We start from the raw sequence: 20,176 nt of genomic DNA, 5'->3' as shown, positions 1-20,176 counted from the left end.
CGTTTGAGGATCGCGCTGGTTTGCCCTCGCTTCGTGCGAGCAGCCCGATGCCGGCAACGTTCTACGATCCGCACGTTCCGCGGTCCAGGCTGGCGACGCACTGCGGTTCTCCCAGAGCCCGCACGGGCGAAGCTACCAGCGACGGTGCCGACTTCCGGGGTTTCCTACTTTGCCGACCAACGGCCTCTCAGGACGGAACGGATGATCGAAGCCAAGAACCTGACCAAACGCTACGGCGACACGGTCGCCGTGAAGGACCTGTCCTTCACCGTTGGACCCGGAAAAGTGACCGGGTTCCTCGGCCCCAATGGCGCCGGGAAGTCGACGACCATGCGCCTACTCCTCGGTCTCGACCACCCGGATCACGGTGCCGCCACCATCGATGGTAGGCGATACCGAGACCTCGCCACCCCGTTCACGGTGGTCGGCGCGCTTCTGGAGGCCAAGGCCGTGCACCCGGGTCGGACCGCCTACCATCACCTGCTCTGCCTGGCCCAGACGCAGGGCATTGGCAAGAAGCGAGTCTCGGAGGTACTCGACCTGGTCGGGCTGCGCGAAGTGGCACACAAGCGGGCCGGGGGCTTCTCCCTTGGCATGGGGCAACGGCTTGGGCTCGCCGCCGCCCTGCTCGGGGACCCAGCCGTGCTCGTGCTGGACGAGCCGGTCAACGGGCTCGACCCAGAGGGCATCCTCTGGGTCCGGACCTTCATGCGGCAACTCGCGGCTGAGGGCCGAACCGTCTTCGTCTCCAGCCACCTGATGAACGAGATGGCGGTGACTGCCGACCACCTGATCATCATCGGCCGCGGCAGCCTGATCGTGGACTGTCCAACGCAGGAGTTCATCGATCGGGGCACGAAGCAGACGGTGCTCGTCCGCAGCCCGCACGCCGACGAACTGGCCGAGGCCATCGTACGGGCAGGTGGCACGGTGTCCCGCACCGACGACGGCGAACTGAGTGTGGAGGACCTGGGCGCCGCACGAATCGGCGAGATCGCGTCGGCGGGCGGCCATGTCCTACATGAGGTGGTCCCGCAACGCGGCACCCTGGAGGAGGCGTTCATGGCGCTGACCCGGGACAGCGTGGAGTACGTCGGCAGCGGCTCCACCCGTGATGCCGGGGCCCGGAAGTCCGAAGGGGAAGCCCAGTGACCGCGACCGCCGCACGCCCCACCGCCACCCCGGTGACCGCCCGCTCAAGCTTCGGTGGGCTGCTGCGCTCCGAGTGGACGAAGCTCCGGTCGGTCCGGTCGACCGGCTGGTCCCTCGGACTACTCGCGTTGCTGTATCCGTCCTTCACCGCGCTGCTCGTCGGCCTGACGGTCGCCAACTGGGAGCAGACCGATCCGAGCGACCTCGCGTTGGTCGTCAGCGATCCGACGGCCGTCATCCTCGGCAGCGGCTTCCTGATCAGCCAACCAGCGATCTGCGTCCTGGGCGTCATGGTCATCGCCTCTGAATACTCCACGGGCATGATCAGAGCCAGCTTGCTGGCGAAGCCCCGTCGGATCCCGATGCTCGCGGCCAAGGGCGTGATGCTGAGCCTGGTCGTGTTGGCAGTGAGCCTGGTGGCGGCTTTCGTCTCATTCTTCATCGGCGCAGCGATGTTGAGCGACAAGGTAGAGGCGTCACTCGGCGATCCCGGTGCATTACGTGCAGTGATCGGCACCGCACTTTACCTGGCCATGCTGAGTCTGTTCTCACTCGCCATCGGTGCCATCGTGCGACGTACCGCGGCCGGGATCACCAGCGTGATCATGTTTGTGCTCGTGCTCGCGCCCCTGGTGCAGCTGCTGCCCGGCGCGTTCGGCGAGTACGCCCATGCCTACCTGCCGACCGAGGCCGGAATCCTGATCGGCCAGGCCATCCAGCATGAGGGAGACCTCCTCACGCCCTGGCAGGGTTTCGGGGTGTTCGGCCTCTGGACCGCCGCTCTGCTGGCACTCGCCGCCTTCCTCCTCACACGCCGCGACGCCTGATCACTCCGTGCTCGCCTCGGCCTGGCTACTCAGCTCTACCAGGGCGAACGATGTCGCCCACAGGCCATGCTCCTCGTCGAGCCTCGCCTCCGGCGAGAACCCGAACGTCGAGTAACGCTGCTTGTCCCCCTGTCCACTGCGAAAGAAGCACACCACCTTCCCGCTCCTGGCCCAGGCGGGTTGGCCGTACCACAGCTTCGGCGCCAGCTCCGGGGCGGTCTCGGTGATGATGGCGTGCAGGCGTTCGGCCAACGCGCGGTCCGGCTGCGCCATGTCGTGGATCTTTGCGAGGACGTCTCGCTCGTCGGCCGCCGCCTTGTTCGCGCTCTTGCTACGGCGAGCCGCCGACTTCAACTCCGCCGCTCGGTCCTTGATCGCGGCACGCTCGACCTCGGAGAATCCTTCTTTCTGGGACGACTGTGCCTGTTTGCCGTCCTTACCAGCTTTCGACGTAACGCTCACGTACGCACTGCTCCTCTGTCCGCCCTACGGTCAACGTGCCACTCAAGCTAACCGGCTACGGCGGGCACCGCCTTCTCGATTCCGAATCTATTCATCCTCGGCACGGCAGCCGCCGTGGGCCGCTACCTCCACCACCGCCCTGAAAAGCGGAGGAGAGTTCACCTCACCACCGGTTCCGAAGCAGCGACCGTCCCACGGCAGGGCGAGCCCGCGACACAGATCCAACCTACTGATCTTGGGGGTCGCGAAAGCCTCGAATGAGGATCACCAAGACGACCAGGGCGACCAGAGCGCCGAACCCCAGGCCGAGCTGCATGCCGCGCACGAAGGTACGGTCTGCGACCGTACGAATCGCCGTCACCCGGTCGGGCTCGGGATGGTCAACTGGCCGACCAGGCCCGACCACCGCCTCGAAAGCGTTCGGATTGGTGTCGTCCACGATTTGCTCGACCACAGCAGCCCGTTCGGCACGATCGGGAATGGTCCGGGAGAGGTCCCCGTCCAGGAAGATACCGACCCATACGGAAACGATCGTTCCCAGAACCGCGTAGCCAGCGGTTGATCCAAGACCTCGCTGGGTGGCCACGATGCCGGAGGCCATACCGGCCCGCTCCACCGGCACCGAATTCAGCGCCAGCCCCTGCACCGGCGGGGTGATCAGGGAGAGACCGGCGCCCAGGAGTAAGAAGCCCAGCACGACAGCGACGACACTTCGCGCCACCCCGACCACCATGATGGCCAATCCGACGACGAGCAGAGCCTGGCCAGCGAGGGCCGGCAGGCGGGCGCCACGGCGGGCAGCGATGAAGCCGGCCACCGGGGAGATCGCCACCGACGCGAGGGAGGACGGCAAGATAAGCAGACCCGCCTCGACCGGGGTATAGAGCCGGACGTTCTGAAAGTACTGGGTAACGATTAACATGGCGCCATACACCGTGAAGAACCCAAAAAATATGGTCATATTCCCCAGTCGGTAGGCGCGGCTGGTGAAGAGCCGCAGATCCATCATCGGTGACTGGGTGCGGAGCTCACGGAGAATGAAGGCAACGAGGCCAATGGCGAAGGCGACGAACGTTGCCAGAATTATCGGCGACCCCCAGCCCAGATCATGGCCATCGATGACGGCAAAAGTAAATGCTCCGACGGTGAACACAAACAGCAGCTGCCCTGGCAGATCGACCACACGACGGGTGGACTCACGCGACTCGGTGACGTACCGAAGGGTAAGCCCGACCGCCAGCACGGCGACCGGAACATTGACGAAGAAGACCACCCGCCAGCTCGCTGCCTCGGTCAGAATCCCACCGAGCGGCGGGCCGAGCGCCAGCCCGATGTCCGCGACCGCGGCAAAGAGCCCGAGGGCGAAGAAGCGCTGCCGCTGCTGCGGGAAAGTCGCCGAGACCAGGGCCAGTGCGGAGACGGTGATGACGGCCGCAGCCACTCCCTGAATCCCCCGCGCCACCAGCATGACGGTGAAGGTGGAGGTAAGTCCGGCCGTCACCGAGGCCGCGATGAAGACCACCACTGCGGTCAGGTACAGTCGCCGCCGCCCGAACCGGTCAGCCACGCTGGCCGCGGGCATGATGGCAATAGCCATTCCCATGCTGTAGGTGGCGACGATCCACTGCAGCCCGGACTCCCCCAGGTCATAGAAGGCCTGGATTCGGGGCAGCGCCACATTCGCTACCAGCACGTCGTGCAGGGTGATGAAGACGCCAAGGCCAGCCGCGACGATCGTCCACTTCTGGGCTCGGGTCCACGAGCGGCCCTTGCCTGTCTCAGCTTCCGCCCCGCCGTCCACGAGGTCACGGTAGGCGGATCATCGGCGACCCGTGGGGAATTGCGCCATTCCGCCGGCCCCACTGACTCATTGCTGCCGGCCAACCGTTGCCCTGACGATCGGTCGGGCTAACGATCGCCGCGCGCTTCCCAGCTAAACGGTGCGACATCACGACCTGGGTCACACCAGTCCGGCTTGCGCAGGGTGTACACGATGAGCGGTACCGCGATGATCACGGCAGCCAGCCCGACGAGCAGTCCGATGTAGAGAACAGGGCTTCCGACGCCGATCTGATCTGGGGGTGTAAGGCTGGAGGAGAGTGCGAGCGCCGATGCGACGAAACCGATGCCACCGATGACCCACATTCCCGGAAGCCCACCCGGCACTCGGTACGGCCGTTGTCGATCAGATTGGCTGTAGCGTAGCTGGATCGCCGCAGCGAACATGCCCAGATAGACTAGGAGATACAGGAGGCCAGCGAGCTGACTGAGGACCTGGAAGGCCGCCTCCACCGATGGCATAACGATGAACAGCACCGCCAGGACGCTAACCGAAATCGCCTGCAACAGCAAAATTCTGGTAGGCATCCCGTATGTGTTCGTCGATTGAAAGAAAGGCGGCAGATAGCCGGCCTTTGCCACCGCCAGCATCGCGGTTGACGGGCCGACGACCCAGGTTACGATGCCGGCCAGAACGCCGATGACCAAGGCGACGGCCACTATCGGTGCGGCCCAGGCGAGGCCGAGCCAGCGGAAAACGTCGAGGAAAGTTATCAGTAACGACTGTGTCAGGTCTATCTCGGACCGCGGCACAACGAACGAAATCGTCAACGTACCCAGCACCAGGATACTCATCGCTCCCACCGCCGCGATCAGCACCGCTAGCGGATAGTGCCGGGATGGATTCTCCACGTCCCGCACATGGATCGCATTCATTTCCATGCCGGCGTAGAAGAGGAAGATGCTCGCGGCCAGCGCCAGGTTACTGAATCGCGTGAAGTCCGGGATCACCTCGCTCCAGCCCAACGGGGTCTGCGACTGCCCGCCCGAGCTCAGGTACACAAGACCGAGGATCACGAGGAGTAGGGCGGGGATGATGGTGCCGACGATGCCGCCCCATTTCGCGATACGGGTAAACGCAGCAAGCCCGTGGGCACCGATCGCGGTGGCGATCCAGAACACCGCAAGCACGGTCAGCAGAATATATATTCGGTTGCCGGACAACTTCTCATCCAGAGTTGCCTCCGGGCCGGTGTAAGCGAGCGAGATCGCCCCGAAGGTGAGGATAGCCGGAAACCAGATTGTCACCTGGGCCATGAGTAGGAACATGGCCACGAACCCCCAACGATCCCCGAACGCCTCGCCAACCCAACGGAACACACCTCCCTTCTCCGGCCATCCGGTGGCTAGCTCAGCGGCGACCAAGGAGACTGGCACGAGGAAGAAGAACGCAGCGAAGATGTAGTAAAATGCCGCACTCAACCCGTACTCGGCCTCGGCCGGTAGGCCACTCAGGCTGACCACCGCGACGATGTTGAGCATCGCCAGCCCAAGGACACTGATCTTCGCCGGGTTTTTGCCCGCCGGCCGACTATCTGACGGAGCCATGACACTCTCGCAGAGTACTAATGATGGAACCCAGATCGCTCACCGGCCGTGGGTATAGGAGAGTTGAGGGAGTCAAGGTGCGCTATCTCGCCACGAAGTTCATTAATAAACACCTCGGCGAGGTCACGGCTGAGCCCATTGCGAATCACGATTCGCTGCACCGTGAGGTCCGTGAGATTTTCGGGCATCGCGTAGGTGGGGATCTGCCATCCCTTCATGCGCATGCGATCGGACAGGTGATACAGGTTCCAAATTTTGGTGTACCCGCTCCGCAGATACCAGGCCAGCACCGGAATATCGCTACCATCGCTCCACAGCTCGAGGTGCGGTATCTTTGCGACCTCCTGGGACAGATACCGCGCGACATCATGCATGGCGAGCTGCACCCGCCGAAATCCCTCTCGACCCAGACGCAGGAAGAGATAGTACTGCAAGAGCACCTGGGACCCCGGTCTGGTGAAGTTCAGCCCGAGCGTCGGTGTTTCACCACCCAGATAGTTCACCCAGAAGATCATATCCTCGGGCAACGCCGCCTCGTCTCGCCAGACCACCCATCCCAGCCCGGGGTAGACCAGTCCATATTTGTGACCGGAGACGTTGATCGACGCCACTCGCGAGAGCCGGAAGTCCCAGACCAGGTCTGGCTGGACAAAGGGCGCCACGAACGCACCGGTAGCTCCGTCTACATGAATTTGTATATCAAGCCCGGTCGAGTCCTGAATTTCGTCCAGCGCGGCCGCGATGCGCTCGACCGGCTCATAGATTCCGGTATAGGTCACGCCAAGAATCGCGACGACCCCGATCGTGTTCTCGTCCACGTATGACGCAAGTTCATGACCGTCCAGGGTCTTGTGCTCGTCGGAGATTGGAACGAAGCGGGGCTCCACATCCCAGTAGTTGCAGAACTTCTTCCAACACACCTGCACCGCGCTCGACATCACCAGGTTGGGATGGCTGGTCGGCTTGCCGGCACGGCGGCGCGCATGCTGCCAACGACGCTTGAGCGCCAGCCCCCCCAACATGCACGCTTCCGAGGAACCGGTCGTGGACGCACCGATAGTGCGCCGCGGGTTCTGTGCATGCCAGAGATCTGCCAGCATAACCAGACATCGCTTCTCGATGGCGCCGGACGCCTGATACTCGTCCTTGTCGATAAGATTTCGGTCGAAGGTTTCCGCGAACAGCTTCTCGGCATGATCATCCATCCAGGTGCCAACAAATGTGGCCAAATTTAGTCGGGCGTTCCCGTCGAGGGCCACCTCGTCGTGCACGATCTGGAATGCGGTCTCGGGCAGCGTGGCGGCGTCCGGAATCGAAAACCGGGCAATCTCCGTCGACTGGCCTGGACGCGCGAACATCGGATTCAACAGAAGTGAATCCGAAGCAATCATGTCAAAATCTTGTTCCATGTCCGGCATTTACCCTCCCAGGGCTTGCCAGCGACCAGGGCTACGGATCGGCATACAGCGTTTCCCGGCGGCAAAGGCTCGTCGGGCACACCCTACGTCCGCATCGCGGCTCCGCGCCGGCAATCGCGACAGCGTCACCCGAGGAGCCGGAGCGGCGGGGTGGTCCTGGTCAGGAAGCACCCCGCCGGCAGCGTCGGCGTCTGGCCCCAACAACACCACGACACCGGTGTCGCCCCGGTGGCTGTCGACCCGCAGCCACGACTCCGGAGTCGCCGGGCCAACAGGGCTACAACGGGGTGCGGCGCCAGTCAGCTCGAGTCGTCGGGCTTGTGTGACAGGCAGCCATACGCGAACACCTGGTCGGGCGGTGGCGCCGACGTGCGCCAGGCGTCGACTGCGCAGATGCCGTCTTCGGTGAGTCGCCACCGCCCGAGTAGCGGTCGGATTCGGCCGGGATCACGTAGGTGCAGCGGTCGACCTGCCTGATCGAGGATCTTCGCCAGTATCGCCGGTAGGGAGAGCAGTGCCTGACCGTCGAAGTCCGCCACCAGGAAACTTCCGGGAGGTGCCCAGTCGAAGATGTCGGAAAGTGTTGCGTGGAGCGCTCCGTCCTCCAGGGATGTCGAAAATCCAACTGCTACCACCCCCAGCCGCGCCGCGGGATCGAGGATGCGCTCCGCTGCTTCCCGATCAAGCGTGCTGAGGTTTGAGGCGTCGCAGTAGGCGTAGTCCACGCCGGGCGTGGCAGCGACGATCTCACGCCCCAGCGCAATGTTGGCGGGGTCGATGTCGGTATAGAGAACACGGGCCCCCGGCACTACCTCATGCACGTTGCCCTGTGTCGGGACTCCCGCCCCGAGCACCAGGAACTGGTCGACTCCTTCGTCCGCGACGGCTCGGACCGCGCGCCGAACGAACGCCCGTTGGGTGCGGTACACCTGGGGGAACCCCGGGTATAGGCCGGCGAATTCACTCGCTGCGGCCGCGTCAACCGGGAAGTGGTGTGTGCCTCCAAGCCAATGATCGATAATCCGTCCACTGTTCGGGATCTGTGGTTCTGACATGTGAGCACCTACGCGCTAGATGGTGGGAGTGAAGCCGCGTTCGGATTGACCTCGTCGTCCAGCCGACCTAGGACGTAATATAGCGTGGCGAAACCATACTCGGCGTTAGATCCTATTCATATAATGAGACTTCCGTCATTTATCCTGGGGTGACTCTTATGTTCGAGGACACCAGGGCGGAGCTCGGTTGATGAGCCACCCCGGCTGGGAATCGCAGGAGCCAATTCCTGGGGAATCTCATGCGGACCGGCAACCGGGGAGTGCTGGCCACTCGGGGCCGAGGTGACCTTCGCGGACAGACCGCAGAGCTACCCGGGCCCGAAGGGGCATCCGGTGGCCTGGTCGCGCTCAGCCGAGGCTGTCCCGCTGCTCCGCGCGGAGGTTCCGACGATCGGCGAACCCAGCCCGGTTGCACTGGCCGTGACCAGGGTCAGCGGGTTCGGTGCCAGACCGCAGCTCGATCAGCAGGTCGCCGCCGCGTGTGCGGAAGTAGAGCACGGATCGCCCCGACCGCCGTCGCCCAACGAGCTGCGCCTGTAGCAGGACGTTGAGGTGACCGCCGACGGAGCCGAAGCCATATCCGGTTAGCGCGACCAACCGGGTCGGGCGCTTCGGGGAGTCCAGCAGGGTGAGGATGGTCGCGCGGACCGGACCGAGTAGGCGGCTCGGGGCGTGTGGTGGTGGGTCGAGGGACGGGTCGGCCAGCACTGCGGAGCAGGGGTAGACCACCGCGTAGCGATGTGGCCTGACCAAGCTGAGCCAACCCCGGCGGGTGCTGCCCGGGATGAGCAGCAGTGGCGCCTCCGCCAGGTCTTCCGCTGGACGGTCATTGGTGTTGACCTGTAGCCGACCGTCGCCGAGCCAGCGCATCCCCGGCCGCGTCTGGGCGAGCACGGCGGCCCCACCACCGGAGCTGAGTGGTCCGATCCGGGAGACGATGTCGGCCTCGAGAAGCCGCCGCCGACGTGGCCAGCTGGCCAACGCGGAGATGGCGAATCGGCTCCGTGCCGGGGATTCCGTGCTGATCCCACCAGATCCCCACCCAGCCCGCTCCCCTCCGGCCGCCCTGGGACGGACGAGTGTCGTTTCGGGTGGAGACGACCACCTATCTCACCGGATTCGAGGCTCACCAGACTGCCTGTCCATGCGCACCTATCGAAAGTTGTTCCAGGCCCGTGAGTTCACGCCCCTCTTCGTCACGGTCTCCCTACAGAACGCGGGTCGGACCATGAGCGGACTCGTCCTCGGCCTCCTCGTCCACTCCACCACCGGTCGCTGGTGCGCTCGCACGGTGGTGCCGGTCGCCACCGCGATGGTGCTGATGGCCGTACTGTCCCTGCTGGCGATCGCCGTCCTCACCCCGAGGCGGCGGCTCCGACCGCGAGAGCCCTGGGACGGTGCGCGATCACCTCACCCCACGGCATCCAAACGCACCGTACCGGCGTTGAGGCAGGCAAGCAGGGTGCGGGCCTGGACATTGAGGTAGTGGCCGTGCTGGGCGAGATTGTTGAGCTGCCCCGCGGTCGCCCAGCGGAAGCCGGTGGGCGGCTCGAGCGGCGCCTGCGCTTCGTCGGCCGCCACGAACATGTACCGATTCTCCGCATTGAGGAACCGTCCGCCCTCCTCGGAATGCACCGCCGCGTAGCGGACACGATCAGGGCCCGCCGCTTGGACGACATCGAGGAAAGAGGGACGGAGCGGCTCCGGCAGGTGCGCCCAGTTCTCCGGCGTGCACTGCACCGTCGGCGCCAACTCGACGGTATCCAGGAACCCGGCCTCCACCTTCGCCTGCACCAACAGGTGCGGCACGCCCGCGAACTGGCGAAACAGGAAGGCGCTCACACCAGTGCCGGTCGGTTCGAACAGCGGCTGCGACCAGCCGGTGACCTCACGGTTGCCCGCCTCGACGCCAACAGCGACCAGCCGGAAGTATCGACCGTCGTCCCGGCTGAGACTGAATTCGTCGCGCTTCCACTCTTCGATACCGGCCAGTGGAACCCGCTGGACGGTCACGCTGTGTCGGGACCGTTCGACGGTGAACCAGGACCGCAACTCCATGTCGGTGTGCAGGGCGCCCGGCTCGTTCGACCGCACCGGACAACTGGCCAGAACCGTTCGGGCGTCCATGTTGATGACATTGTCCTGACGCAGCAGGTCACCAATCTGCCCGAGCGTCAGCCAGCAGAAGTCCTCGTCCACCGGCACGTCGCCCACCGCTTCCATCACGATATTGCGGTTGGACTTCCGGTAGAACCAGGAACCGTGCTCCGACTGGAGGACGTCGGTCAGCACCGTGCCGCGGCTGGGGTCGGTGAAGTACTCCAGGTACTTCACCGGTGCCCCCCGGTGCGCGCCAGTGTAGTTACTGTGAGTGGCCTGCACTGTTGGTGACAACTGCAGCATGTTCCGGTTACCGGGCTCCATCTTCGCTTGGAGGAGGAAGTGCAGCACACCGTCGAACTCCTTGGCCAGGATGCCAAGAATTCCCACCTCAGGCTGGCGGATTATCGGCTGCTGCCACTGGCGGATCACTCCCTCGCTACGCCTGACGTCGAGTCCCTCGACCGAGAAGAAGCGGCCGGTGCGGTGGTGCAGGTTGCCGGTATCCGCCGCGAAGAACCAGCCATCCAGATCACTCAGCCCGATTCGCTCGACTCGGAAGTGATGCGCCCGAGCCCGTCCGGCAAGCCAACCGGCGACCTCGTCCGTGCGTAGCGCGAAGCCCTCAGCCTGCCGGGCGGCCGAGCGTGCCAACCGTTGAGCCAGCGTGTCGTCGACGCGTCGGCGCAGTACCGTCGGCGCGGTCATCGGGAGACCTGGCGGCGGGATCGCGCGCGGGGGCGCCGGGCCGCCGAGCGGTAACTGGCGCGATGCCGGGTCATGACAGCTCCGCCTCGGCACCACTGGCGCAGAAGTCGACCGTGCGACGCAGCGCCTCGGTCAGTGGCACCCGCGGGCGCCAGCCGCTGACCGTCCGGAACGGGGTCGCGTCGACCGTGAGGTGGTGAAAGTCGCCCGGCTCCGCATGCGGGGGTGGCGGAACCGAGGTGACCCGCACGGGCGGCTTTCCGGTGCGAGCGGCGACCAGATCCGCCACCGTGGTGAACACCTCACCCAGGGGCAACCCGCGCCCGGATCCGAGTAGCCACGGCTGCCCGGCCAGGGCATCCACGTGGTCAACCGCTGCGACGAGTGCACGCGCCACATCCTCGACGTAGAGCAGGTCCCGGCGCACGGTGCCGTCGTGCCACATGGTGATCGGTTCATCAGCCAGAGCCCGCCGTACCATGGTGGACACGACGCCCTTGTCCCGGGCGGTGGAGCGCGGGCCATACCCGAACACCGTTGGCAGCCGGATCGACACAGCGCGCAGCGTCTTCTCGGCATGTGCCTCCAACAGCACCCGTTCGGCCGTGAGCTTCTGCCGGTCGTACTCGCCCTGGGGTCGGTCGGGCTCGCTGCCGTCGAGCACCTCCTTGTCGGTGAACCCGACCTGCGAGACGGCGCCGGCGAAGACCACGGGCAGGGGCGGGCGGTTCCGGTCGCCGTCGCGGAGCACCCCGACGAGGTCGCGCACCAGCCCGACATTGACGCGTTCCGCGGCCGAGTCGCCTTCGTTGATGCGCCAGGTCGTCGAGTCGGCGATGTAGGCGATGCTGTGGATGACGGCGTCGGCGCCGGCAACGGCCTGGCGCAGCCGACCGGGCTCGGTGAGGTCGGCGGTGTGCACCTCGATCTCGGCGCGAGTGGGTGCGGGGACTGCCGCCGCGTGTCGCGAGACGGCCCGCACCCGAACGTCACGTGCGGCGAGCTCGCGCAGCACGGCGGAGCCGACGAAGCCGGTCGCACCGAGCAGCACGACGAGGGGACGTTCTACTGCCACAGCTTCGCCTCCACGTCTCGGCACAGCGCATAGTCGCCGAGCAGCCCACGATCCAACGCCTCGGCGAGCGTGGGGGCAGCCCGGTCCCGGTCCGACTGCAGTGGGGTGATCCCCGCGGGGAACGTCAGTCCCAGTGCCGGGTCCAGCGGCGAGATGGCCAGCTCGTCCTCCGCGACGTAGCCCTTGGACATCGCATACACGATCATGGAGTCGTCCGCCAACGACAGGAAGGCGTGGCCGACTCCCACCGGAATGTAGACCGCCCGGCAGATATCACCGTCGAGTTCGGTGCTGTCCCAACGACCAAAGGTGGGCGATCCGACCCTCAGGTCAATGAGGAAGTCCTGCACCTTCCCGTACGGGCAGTAGACGTACTTCGCTCGCCCGGGGGGCGTCGAGGTGTAGTGGATACCACGCAGCACACCATGGGCCGACACATTGTGGCTGAGGTCGCGTACGGGGAACAGCGGCCGGCCGAACGTCGCGGTGAAGGCCGGCTCCTGGTACGGCGACGCGAACAGCCCGCGCCGGTCCCGGTGGACGTTGGGCGTGAACTCGAGGGCACCGTCGATGGCGAGTCGGCGCACCGTCACTCCGTGCACGTCCTCGGGTCGATGCCCGTTCTTCGGGGAATTGTCCTCCGGCATCAGGAAATCTCCTTCCGGGAACGGCTGTCGCTGCCGGTTCTTGGATCCGGGGTTCTGGTACGGGCTCACAGTCCGGCCAACACTTCGCGCAGGGCCACCGCCACCCGCTCCTGCTCCGACTCCGGCAGGGACGGGTACATGGGTAGTGAGAAAATCTCCCTGGCCAGCCCCTCGGTCACCGGCAGCGAGCCCGCTCGGTAGCCGAGGTACGAAAAGCCGTCCATCGTGTGCACGGGCCACGGATAGCTGATGTTGAGCGAAACGTCGTATGCCTGCAGCGCCTGGATGATCGCATCTCGCTCTGGATGCCGGACCACATAGACGTAGTGGACATGAGTGTTGCCCGGGTTGGTGGTCGGCAGCCGCAGTCCACCGGGGCCGGAAACGTCGCCGAGCAGTTGTTCCCACCGCCGGGCAACCGCGTTGCGCCCGGCGACATACTCGTCCAACCGGCCAAGCTTGCGCCGCAGAATCTCGGCCTGCACCTCGTCGAGGCGCGAGTTGTGCCCCGGCGTACGGACCACGTAGTAGACCTTTTCCATACCGTAGTAGCGCAGCTGCCGGAGGTGACGGTCGACCGACTCGTCCGCGGTGATCACCGCTCCACCATCGCCGTACGCGCCGAGAACCTTGGTGGGGTAAAAGGAGAAAGCGGCCGCATCGCCCATGGTGCCCGCGAGGCGTCCATGGTGGCGTGCACCGTGCGCCTGGGCGCAGTCCTCCAGGACTCTCAGGCCGTGCTGCTCGGCGAGCCGGGTCAGTGGCGCCATGTCCACGCACTGGCCGTAGAGGTGCACCGGCAGAATCGCGCGGGTCCGGGGCGTGATGGCGGCGGCGACCTGGTCGGTGTCCATGAGGAAGTCCTCCTCGCGGACGTCCACGAAGACCGGCGTCGCTCCGGCCCCCACGATGGCGACCACGGTGGGAGCGGCGGTGTTGGAGACCGTGATGACCTCGTCACCGGGTCCGATGCCAAGCGCCTCCAGCCCCAGCTTCAACGCGTTGGTGCCGTTGTCAACCCCGGTGGCGTACGGCAGCGAATGGTAGGCGGCGAACTCCTCCTCGAAGCCGCGGACACTCGCACCGAGCACCAACTGCCCCGAGCTGAACACTGTTTGCACCGCGTCGAGGATGTCGTCCTTTTCCTTGGCGTACTCCGGTAGGTAGTCCCACACACGGGTCGTCATTTCAGTGACTCCTGGTTGTCGATTCGGATGCGTGGTCCACCGAGCGCACCGGTCGCCGCCCGGCTGGGTGCCGCGATGGTGTCCGAGGTGCGCCGACGTTGGCGGCTTTCCACCACTGCGGGTTGTCGCGGTACCAGGCGACGGTTTCGGCCAGCCCTTCGGCGAAGGCCACCCGCGGCCGGTAGCCGAGACTTTCGCGGATTTTGGTGTCGTCGAGGGAGTACCGTTGATCATGCCCTTTACGGTCAGTGACGTAGCGAATCATGGATTTGTCCGCACCGCACAGTCGTAACAGGTGCTCGGTAAGGTCGAGGTTCGTCAGCTCGGTTCCACTGCCCACGTTGTACACCTCACCGGGACGCCCGTGGATGAGTACCCGGTGGAGTGCACGGCAGTGGTCGGCGACGTGCAGCCACTCGCGCACGTTCGCCCCGGTGCCGTACACGGGCACCGGCACACCCTCGAGCAGGTTGGTAATGAAACGCGGAATGAGTTTCTCGGGGTGCTGGTAGGGCCCGTAGTTGTTGGCGCATCGGGTGATCGACACGTTCAGACCATGGGTGCGCCAGTAAGATCGGGCAATGAGGTCCGCACTCGCCTTGGAGGCCGCATACGGGGAGTTCGGCAGGAGTGGCCACGCCTCGGTCCATGCACCATGTTCGATGGATCCGTATACTTCGTCGGTAGAGACGTGGACGACCCGTGGTACACCAACTGCGACAGCGGCCTCCAGCACCGACTGGGTACCCAACACATTGGTGCGTACGAAGGCTTCCGCACCGTCGACCGAGCGGTCCACGTGTGACTCGGCAGCGCAGTGCAGGATGGCGTCATGGCCCTCGAACAAGTCCCGCAGTAGCACCTGATCACCAATGTCACCCTGCACGAAGTCCAGGCGTGGGTGTGCGCCTGGCAGGTTGGCGCGGTTGCCGGCGTAGGTGAGCTTGTCCAGGACAGTGACGCAGGCGTCCGACGTGGCGGCCGGATCCTCCGCGGCCAACTCGCCGGCCAGCAGGGAGCGCACATAGTGTGAGCCAATAAAACCGGCACCGCCGGTGACCAGAATCCTCACCAGGGCCTCCCACCCACCGCGACAGGCCGGCTGGCGAGGGCAGTCGGTCCGGAACGGTCGACAGCGAAGCTATTTTTTGGCGGAATAGGCGCCCGGCCGTCACCGGATCCCGCTGCGACCGGGATGAGGGCGCCCAGGTGGCGGTAACTACATGGAATCAGAGGCATGGGTAACACCAGTTCTCGGAGGCACGCGAATCGGGATAGCTACGAGGCGGTGGCGGCGGTCCGACGGGCGGTTGCGGTCACCTCCATCACGTACTGCCCGTAGGGTGACTTCGCGAGTTGGCGACCAAGATGGTGACAGGCATCCTGATCGATAAACCCCATTCGCCAGGCGATCTCCTCCAGACAGGCGACTCGAACACCCTGTCGGTGCTCCATGATCTGTACATACTGGCTGGCCGCGGTCAGCGCATCGTGAGTTCCGGTGTCCAGCCACACGAAGCCGCGCCCCAGTGAGATGAGTTCGGCCTTACCGCGCTGGAGGTAGACGCGGTTGATGTCGGTGATCTCCAACTCACCGCGGTCGGACGGCTGGAGATCACGAGCGATCTCCACCACGTCGTTGTCGTAGAGGTAGAGTCCCGTGATGGCGAGGTTGGAGCGGGGTCGGGACGGCTTCTCCACCAGGTTGACGAGCCGTCCGTGCCGGTCCACCTCGCCCACTCCGTACCGTTCCGGGTCACGTACGGGGTAGCCGAACAACACGCAGCCGTCGATGTTCACCACGGTCTGCTGCAACAGATCGCTGAAGCCGGGACCGTGGAATATGTTGTCACCCAGCACGAGGGCAACCGAGTCGTCACCAATGTGGTCGGCGCCGATGCGGAAAGCATCGGCCAGACCTCGGGGCTTGTCCTGTTCGGCGTAGCTCAGCGACAGCCCAAGCTGGGAACCGTCACCCAACAGTCGCTGAAACAGAGGAAGGTCATCTGGCGAGGAAATGATCTTTATGTCCGTTACTCCTGCGAGCATGAGAACGGATAGCGGATAGTAGATCATTGGCTTGTCATAGACGGGCAAAAGGTGCTTCGACACACCCAGAGTAATTGGATGTAGCCGGGTCCCATACCCCCCGGCCAGAACTATTCCTTTCACACCACTTCCTCCATGTGTTCGGCCTCCCGGAGCAGAGCCGGGTCCGGAATTTCGGCCCTGCCGCCACCGGAAGACACTCCTCCCAGCACGTCCACCGCTGCGGTCGTTGCCATGCCACCCGGCCAGGGCACTCCCCCGAACTCCGAGAGCGTAGGCAGGTCAAGGTTCGCCGCGGACCCTGTCAACGAAGGTCACGAGATCGATCGGTAGCTCGTCGCCGCGCCACGCGACATGGCCATCCGGGCGAACCAGCACGAAGGGACGCTCGTAGAGCTTGGCGACCTCCGGATCGGATCCGCGTCGTACGGTCAGCGGTACGTGCTGTTCGGCGAAGGCGCGTTCCAAGGCGGACAATTTCATGCTCTCGGCGAAGGAGAGCAGAACGAAGCCACGACCAAAAAGGTCGAGCGTGGATGTGTTGGCGTCCCACCAGGCGTGTGCGGCCCGGTAGCCGGGCTCACTGCCCGGTCGCCAGTGGGCGTCCGGCCTGCCTGGACGCGGCGGACCCAGCGGGTCCGCGATTATGGTCGAGGATCGGTATGACAGCCCGAAGTGGATCTCCGGTGCGTCGAACTCGCGATGCGCTCCGCCCTGCACCAGCTTGCTGGCCATCTCTGCACGAGCCGATTCACCAATGGGACCATCGGCGTGGATCTCGGGCGGAACCTGTCGACGCATGGTGCGTTCCAGGTTGAGATTCGCCTCGTGCAGGCTCTCCAGCGCGATCGGCCTACGCTCGTTCTCGTACGTGTCCAGTAGCTGGCTCCCGGCCCAGCCATTCAGTGCGGCAGCGAGCTTCCAGCCCAGGTCGGCGACATCGCCGAACCCGGTGTTGAGGCCGAATCCACCGGAGGGTGAGAGCGTGTGGGCGGCGTCGCCGGCGAGGAATACCCTCCCCGCTCGATAGCGATCGGCCACCCGATGGGTGAGATGCCACTCGCTGTCACTGAGCAACTGCACCGGAGTCTCGAAAGCGATGGCATCATTGATCAATGATTTGCTATCGACCTGAGCCCCGCCGTCGACACCAACAACCAGGTTGTAGAGATCACTGCCGTTCAGCGAACGCATGGGGAAGCGCAATCGGGAGGACAGCATGAGGAAGTAGACCAGGGCGACCCGGTCGCCGAGTTGCCGCTTGAGGTCAGGGGCTCGGAAGAGAATATTCCGAAACACCTGGGTCTTGTGGCGAGGCCGAGCGTCGATGCCGGACGCCTGCCGGATGGGAGAGGCGGCACCGTCACAGGCAACCAGGAACTGCGCCCGAACAGTGCTGGTGCGGCCGGAAACACCCTCGATGAGGGTCGCCTCGACGTGGTCGTCCGCCTGGCGTACGCGGTCCACGGTTGTCCTCAGTCGCAACGGACCGTTCGGGTGCACTCCGACGGCGCGTTGCAACAGTGGGTTCAGCCAGTGCGCCGGACAGATCTGGTCCGGCTCAGGGGTGTGCACGAAAGGTCCACGGCTCGCCGTCGTGCCCCGCCTATACCGATGCACCTCGTGACCACCGACTTTGGTGACCCAGGCGATATCCAGTGGATGATCGGCTGGCCAGCCTGCACCACGGATGGCAGCTGCGAGTCCCCAACGGCGGAACAGCTCCATCGAGCGCGGGCCGATCGTACTCACCTTGGGGTGCCGGACTTCACCGTCACCCGACTCGACCACCATGCAGGCGATTCCGCGGTATCTCAGGTCCAGAGCCAACGCCATTCCGACCGGCCCTCCGCCCACGATCAGCACGTCGGTCCACTCGCTGGAGTCAGACATATTGTCCCGCTTTCCTCATGCCGAAAATCGGATAGCCCTTCCGGTGCCGGGGGACATTGGATGCCGCCCCCCGGCACCGAATTTGCGCTAGGGGCGCTCCGCCGTTGCCAGAAGGCAGCCGAAGTCGTCCACACCCTCCAGGTCGGACGGCTTGAAGGCGTCATCGGAGAACTCGAAGTTGCCTTCGTTCAGCGCAGCGGGGCGTTCGTCCAGTACGGGCAACTTCGCCAACTCCTCCGCCAGGCGAAGGGTGGTCTGTTCGGTGACGTCGAGGAGTTCGCGCATCCGCAGACCGGAACGGTGGAGCATGGCAGCATAGTCGTCGATGTCCGCCGTGGTCGACATCAGGTCGTTGCAGAACTTGTCAATTCCCTGATGCCGGACCTCCTTACGCGGGAAGCGCTCGAACACATCGGTCAGGACGAGCCGGCCACCCGGGACAAGCACCCGGCACACCTCGGCGAGCACCTGCTGCCGGTCCGGCATGTGGCACATCGACTCGAGAGCCATCACGGCATCGAACGACTGGTCCGGGAATGGGAGTCGCATCGCGTCCCCGTGCTGGAACACGGCGCGGTCGGCGACCCCCGCCTCGGCAGCCAGGCGGTTGGCGCTCTTCACCTGCTCCTTACTGATGCTGATGCCGGTGACCCGTGCGCCGGTCCGCGCCACCAGTCGTAGCGCCGGTCCACCGACTCCGCAACCCAGATCGAGAACATGATCCGAAGCGCTGACCCGCAGGCGCTCAATAAACACATCGGTCAGCCGGTCCATCGCCTCGTTGACCGAAGCACCCGACTCCGGTGAATCCCAGAATCCGATGTGTACGTTGGGGTTGAACGTTCCGTCACTCATGGCGCTCAGGGTGAGACGGTCGTAGAGTTCACCGACCGCCTGCGGCACAGGCTGGGACGAGATTGCGGTCATTAGCAGAACCTTTCTCCTGGGTTGACAAGTATCAGCCGGCTCGGTCCGTGGAAGACCATGTCGTCGGCGTAGTCGACGTACTGGGCTGGGTAGCCCAGGGTGGGCAGACCGTTCAGTAGCGTCTGGAGCCCGATCTCGAGCTCGGCGCGGGCTAACGTCGCGCCGAGGCAGTAGTGGATGCCCAGGCCGAACCCGAGATGCCGGTCGGCGGGACGACGCACGTCCAGGGCATCAGGCAGCGGAAAGCGTGCCGGATCCCGATTGGCCGAGCCCAGCAACGCCACCACTCGGCTACCACGAGGTACGTCCCAACCGCCAAGGGTGGTGTCCTGGTGCGTCCACCGGGTCACCGCCTGCACGGGCGGGTCATAGCGCAGGAACTCCTCGATCGAATCAGCCGTCAGGCGGTCAGCGCCACGCAGCTCCTCGAGTACCGCTGGATGCGCCTGAAGCGCAAGCACCGCCTTCGCCAACGAGTTGGTGGTGGTCTCGTGTCCGGCGGTCAGTAGGTGAACAGCGGTCCCCACGACTGCGTCCAGACTTACTGGTGCTCCGCGTAGCTGCGCGTTGGCGAGGATCGTCAGCAGATCATCACCGGTGCTGCCGCGCCGTAGGCACACCTGCTCCCGAAAGTACTCGGTGAACTCCTGCGCCGCCGCTTCGGCCCGTGCGTAGCCGTCTGTATCCCGACGTGCCCGGGAGGAGCTGGCCTCCTGTAGCGCTATCGCGTTCGTACGCAGCCACCCGTGACGCTCCGCCGGAATCCCGAGCAGCTCGGCGATGACAAGGATCGGTAGCGGCGCGGCGAATCCCTCGACGAGGTCCGTCTCCACCTGCTGGCCCAGTCGGGACAGGAGCTCCTGTGCGATCCGCGCGATGCGGGGCCGCAAGCCGGTGACGATCCGGGGAGAGAAGCTTCGGTTCAGTAGCGAACGTAGTTCGGTGTGCCGTGGCGGGTCCATGAACACCAGCCAGTTCTCGACGACAGCCCGGAGGGCCTTCTGGTCGGCCGGTACCGGGACAGATGCCGCTGTGGCGTCCAGGGACCTCCCCCTACCGAAGCAACTACTGGACAGCACCTGGGCAACCTCGTCGTAGGAGAACACGTAGAAGGTCTCCGGGGCATCGCCGCCCGCTTCGCCCCGGTGCACCGCAGCGACCTCCCGGTAGCGCCGGTACACCGGGTAGGGATTGACGATGTCCTCCCTGGTCCAGCCGGTCAGGGTGAATCGCGGCAATGTCGTGGACGACATACGCTCTCCCTCCAGAAAGTCGGCCCGGGTTGCTGC

At 65.1% G+C, this 20,176-nt stretch carries 17 protein-coding genes; 2 read left to right on the top strand and 15 right to left on the bottom strand.

Features of this window, described 5'->3' with window-relative positions; all coding sequences use genetic code 11:
- Positions 1 to 201 precede the first annotated feature (201 nt).
- Positions 202 to 1,152 (top strand): ATP-binding cassette domain-containing protein, encoded by a 951-nt coding sequence (locus AC1UKG_RS14930; protein WP_018742574.1) that lies wholly within the window; start codon positions 202 to 204, stop codon positions 1,150 to 1,152.
- On the top strand, positions 1,149 to 1,979 hold the full coding sequence (locus tag AC1UKG_RS14925; protein WP_018742575.1) for an ABC transporter permease: 831 nt from the start codon (positions 1,149 to 1,151) through the stop codon (positions 1,977 to 1,979). Before AC1UKG_RS14930 ends, AC1UKG_RS14925 begins: the two co-directional genes overlap by 4 nt.
- On the opposite strand, the gene AC1UKG_RS14920 is transcribed toward AC1UKG_RS14925, so the two are convergent.
- From AC1UKG_RS14920 to AC1UKG_RS14850, 15 genes are all read right to left on the bottom strand, one after another.
- Complete coding sequence (locus AC1UKG_RS14920) at positions 1,980 to 2,441, bottom strand: DUF1801 domain-containing protein (RefSeq protein ID WP_482643203.1); 462 nt, start codon at positions 2,439 to 2,441, stop codon at positions 1,980 to 1,982.
- A 226-nt stretch (positions 2,442 to 2,667) separates the two neighbouring features.
- Positions 2,668 to 4,242 carry a DHA2 family efflux MFS transporter permease subunit gene (locus AC1UKG_RS14915; protein ID WP_018742577.1) on the bottom strand — a complete coding sequence of 525 codons (1,575 nt, stop codon included), beginning with the start codon at positions 4,240 to 4,242 and terminating at the stop codon, positions 2,668 to 2,670.
- Positions 4,243 to 4,349: 107 nt separating this feature from the next.
- Entirely contained in the window at positions 4,350 to 5,828 is a 1,479-nt protein-coding gene (gene gadC / locus AC1UKG_RS14910; RefSeq protein ID WP_026271169.1) for a glutamine/gamma-aminobutyrate antiporter GadC, read from the bottom strand.
- Positions 5,829 to 5,845: 17 nt separating this feature from the next.
- Complete coding sequence (gad, locus tag AC1UKG_RS14905) at positions 5,846 to 7,246, bottom strand: glutamate decarboxylase (RefSeq protein WP_033669158.1); 1,401 nt, start codon at positions 7,244 to 7,246, stop codon at positions 5,846 to 5,848.
- Between the two features lie 299 nt (positions 7,247 to 7,545).
- Positions 7,546 to 8,301: an SAM-dependent methyltransferase gene (locus tag AC1UKG_RS14900; protein WP_026271167.1), complete on the bottom strand. Its 756-nt coding sequence runs from the start codon at positions 8,299 to 8,301 to the stop codon at positions 7,546 to 7,548.
- 348 nt (positions 8,302 to 8,649) lie between these two features.
- Positions 8,650 to 9,282, bottom strand: coding sequence for an ArsR/SmtB family transcription factor (locus AC1UKG_RS14895; protein WP_482642525.1), 633 nt, complete (start codon positions 9,280 to 9,282; stop codon positions 8,650 to 8,652).
- A gap of 429 nt (positions 9,283 to 9,711) precedes the next feature.
- Complete coding sequence (locus AC1UKG_RS14890) at positions 9,712 to 11,109, bottom strand: NDP-hexose 2,3-dehydratase family protein (RefSeq protein ID WP_018742582.1); 1,398 nt, start codon at positions 11,107 to 11,109, stop codon at positions 9,712 to 9,714.
- 70 nt (positions 11,110 to 11,179) lie between these two features.
- Complete coding sequence (locus AC1UKG_RS14885; RefSeq protein WP_026271166.1) at positions 11,180 to 12,184, bottom strand: NAD-dependent epimerase/dehydratase; 1,005 nt, start codon at positions 12,182 to 12,184, stop codon at positions 11,180 to 11,182.
- Complete coding sequence (locus AC1UKG_RS14880; protein WP_018813496.1) at positions 12,175 to 12,831, bottom strand: dTDP-4-dehydrorhamnose 3,5-epimerase family protein; 657 nt, start codon at positions 12,829 to 12,831, stop codon at positions 12,175 to 12,177. Before AC1UKG_RS14880 ends, AC1UKG_RS14885 begins: the two co-directional genes overlap by 10 nt.
- 65 nt (positions 12,832 to 12,896) lie before the next feature.
- Entirely contained in the window at positions 12,897 to 14,018 is a 1,122-nt protein-coding gene (locus tag AC1UKG_RS14875; RefSeq protein ID WP_018742585.1) for a DegT/DnrJ/EryC1/StrS aminotransferase family protein, read from the bottom strand.
- A 1-nt stretch (position 14,019) separates the two neighbouring features.
- Positions 14,020 to 15,090 (bottom strand): dTDP-glucose 4,6-dehydratase, encoded by a 1,071-nt coding sequence (rfbB, locus tag AC1UKG_RS14870; protein ID WP_018813495.1) that lies wholly within the window; start codon positions 15,088 to 15,090, stop codon positions 14,020 to 14,022.
- Positions 15,091 to 15,296: 206 nt separating this feature from the next.
- Positions 15,297 to 16,190 carry a glucose-1-phosphate thymidylyltransferase RfbA gene (gene rfbA, locus AC1UKG_RS14865; RefSeq protein WP_026271164.1) on the bottom strand — a complete coding sequence of 298 codons (894 nt, stop codon included), beginning with the start codon at positions 16,188 to 16,190 and terminating at the stop codon, positions 15,297 to 15,299.
- A 159-nt stretch (positions 16,191 to 16,349) separates the two neighbouring features.
- Positions 16,350 to 17,960, bottom strand: a complete 1,611-nt coding sequence (locus AC1UKG_RS14860) for an FAD-dependent monooxygenase (protein WP_482642524.1) — start codon at positions 17,958 to 17,960, stop codon at positions 16,350 to 16,352.
- Between the two features lie 87 nt (positions 17,961 to 18,047).
- The gene (locus AC1UKG_RS14855; RefSeq protein WP_018742589.1) at positions 18,048 to 18,887 is read right to left on the bottom strand and encodes a methyltransferase domain-containing protein; all 840 of its coding nucleotides are present in this window, start codon (positions 18,885 to 18,887) and stop codon (positions 18,048 to 18,050) included.
- On the bottom strand, positions 18,887 to 20,140 hold the full coding sequence (locus AC1UKG_RS14850) for a cytochrome P450 (protein ID WP_018742590.1): 1,254 nt from the start codon (positions 20,138 to 20,140) through the stop codon (positions 18,887 to 18,889). The genes AC1UKG_RS14855 and AC1UKG_RS14850 overlap by 1 nt, the downstream gene beginning before the upstream one ends.
- Positions 20,141 to 20,176 lie beyond the last annotated feature (36 nt).

The sequence above is a fragment of the Salinispora sp. CH2A1_6 genome, assembly GCF_056820975.1.
The sequence above is the reverse complement of the archived record's forward strand: the minus strand, read 5'-3'. Positions and strand labels throughout refer to the sequence as shown.

Excerpts from the sequence above, each read along its gene's own strand:
- AC1UKG_RS14875 (WP_018742585.1), bottom strand. The coding sequence starts at position 14,018 with ATGACGACCCGTGTGTGGGACTACCTACCGGAGTACGCCAAGGAAAAG.
- gad (WP_033669158.1), bottom strand. The coding sequence starts at position 7,246 with ATGCCGGACATGGAACAAGATTTTGACATGATTGCTTCGGATTCACTT.
- AC1UKG_RS14880 (WP_018813496.1), bottom strand. The coding sequence starts at position 12,831 with ATGCCGGAGGACAATTCCCCGAAGAACGGGCATCGACCCGAGGACGTG.
- AC1UKG_RS14900 (WP_026271167.1), bottom strand. The coding sequence starts at position 8,301 with ATGTCAGAACCACAGATCCCGAACAGTGGACGGATTATCGATCATTGG.
- AC1UKG_RS14855 (WP_018742589.1), bottom strand. The coding sequence starts at position 18,887 with ATGACCGCAATCTCGTCCCAGCCTGTGCCGCAGGCGGTCGGTGAACTC.
- AC1UKG_RS14860 (WP_482642524.1), bottom strand. The coding sequence starts at position 17,960 with ATGTCTGACTCCAGCGAGTGGACCGACGTGCTGATCGTGGGCGGAGGG.
- gadC (WP_026271169.1), bottom strand. The coding sequence starts at position 5,828 with ATGGCTCCGTCAGATAGTCGGCCGGCGGGCAAAAACCCGGCGAAGATC.
- AC1UKG_RS14930 (WP_018742574.1), top strand. The coding sequence starts at position 202 with ATGATCGAAGCCAAGAACCTGACCAAACGCTACGGCGACACGGTCGCC.
- AC1UKG_RS14890 (WP_018742582.1), bottom strand. The coding sequence starts at position 11,109 with ATGACCGCGCCGACGGTACTGCGCCGACGCGTCGACGACACGCTGGCT.
- AC1UKG_RS14850 (WP_018742590.1), bottom strand. The coding sequence starts at position 20,140 with ATGTCGTCCACGACATTGCCGCGATTCACCCTGACCGGCTGGACCAGG.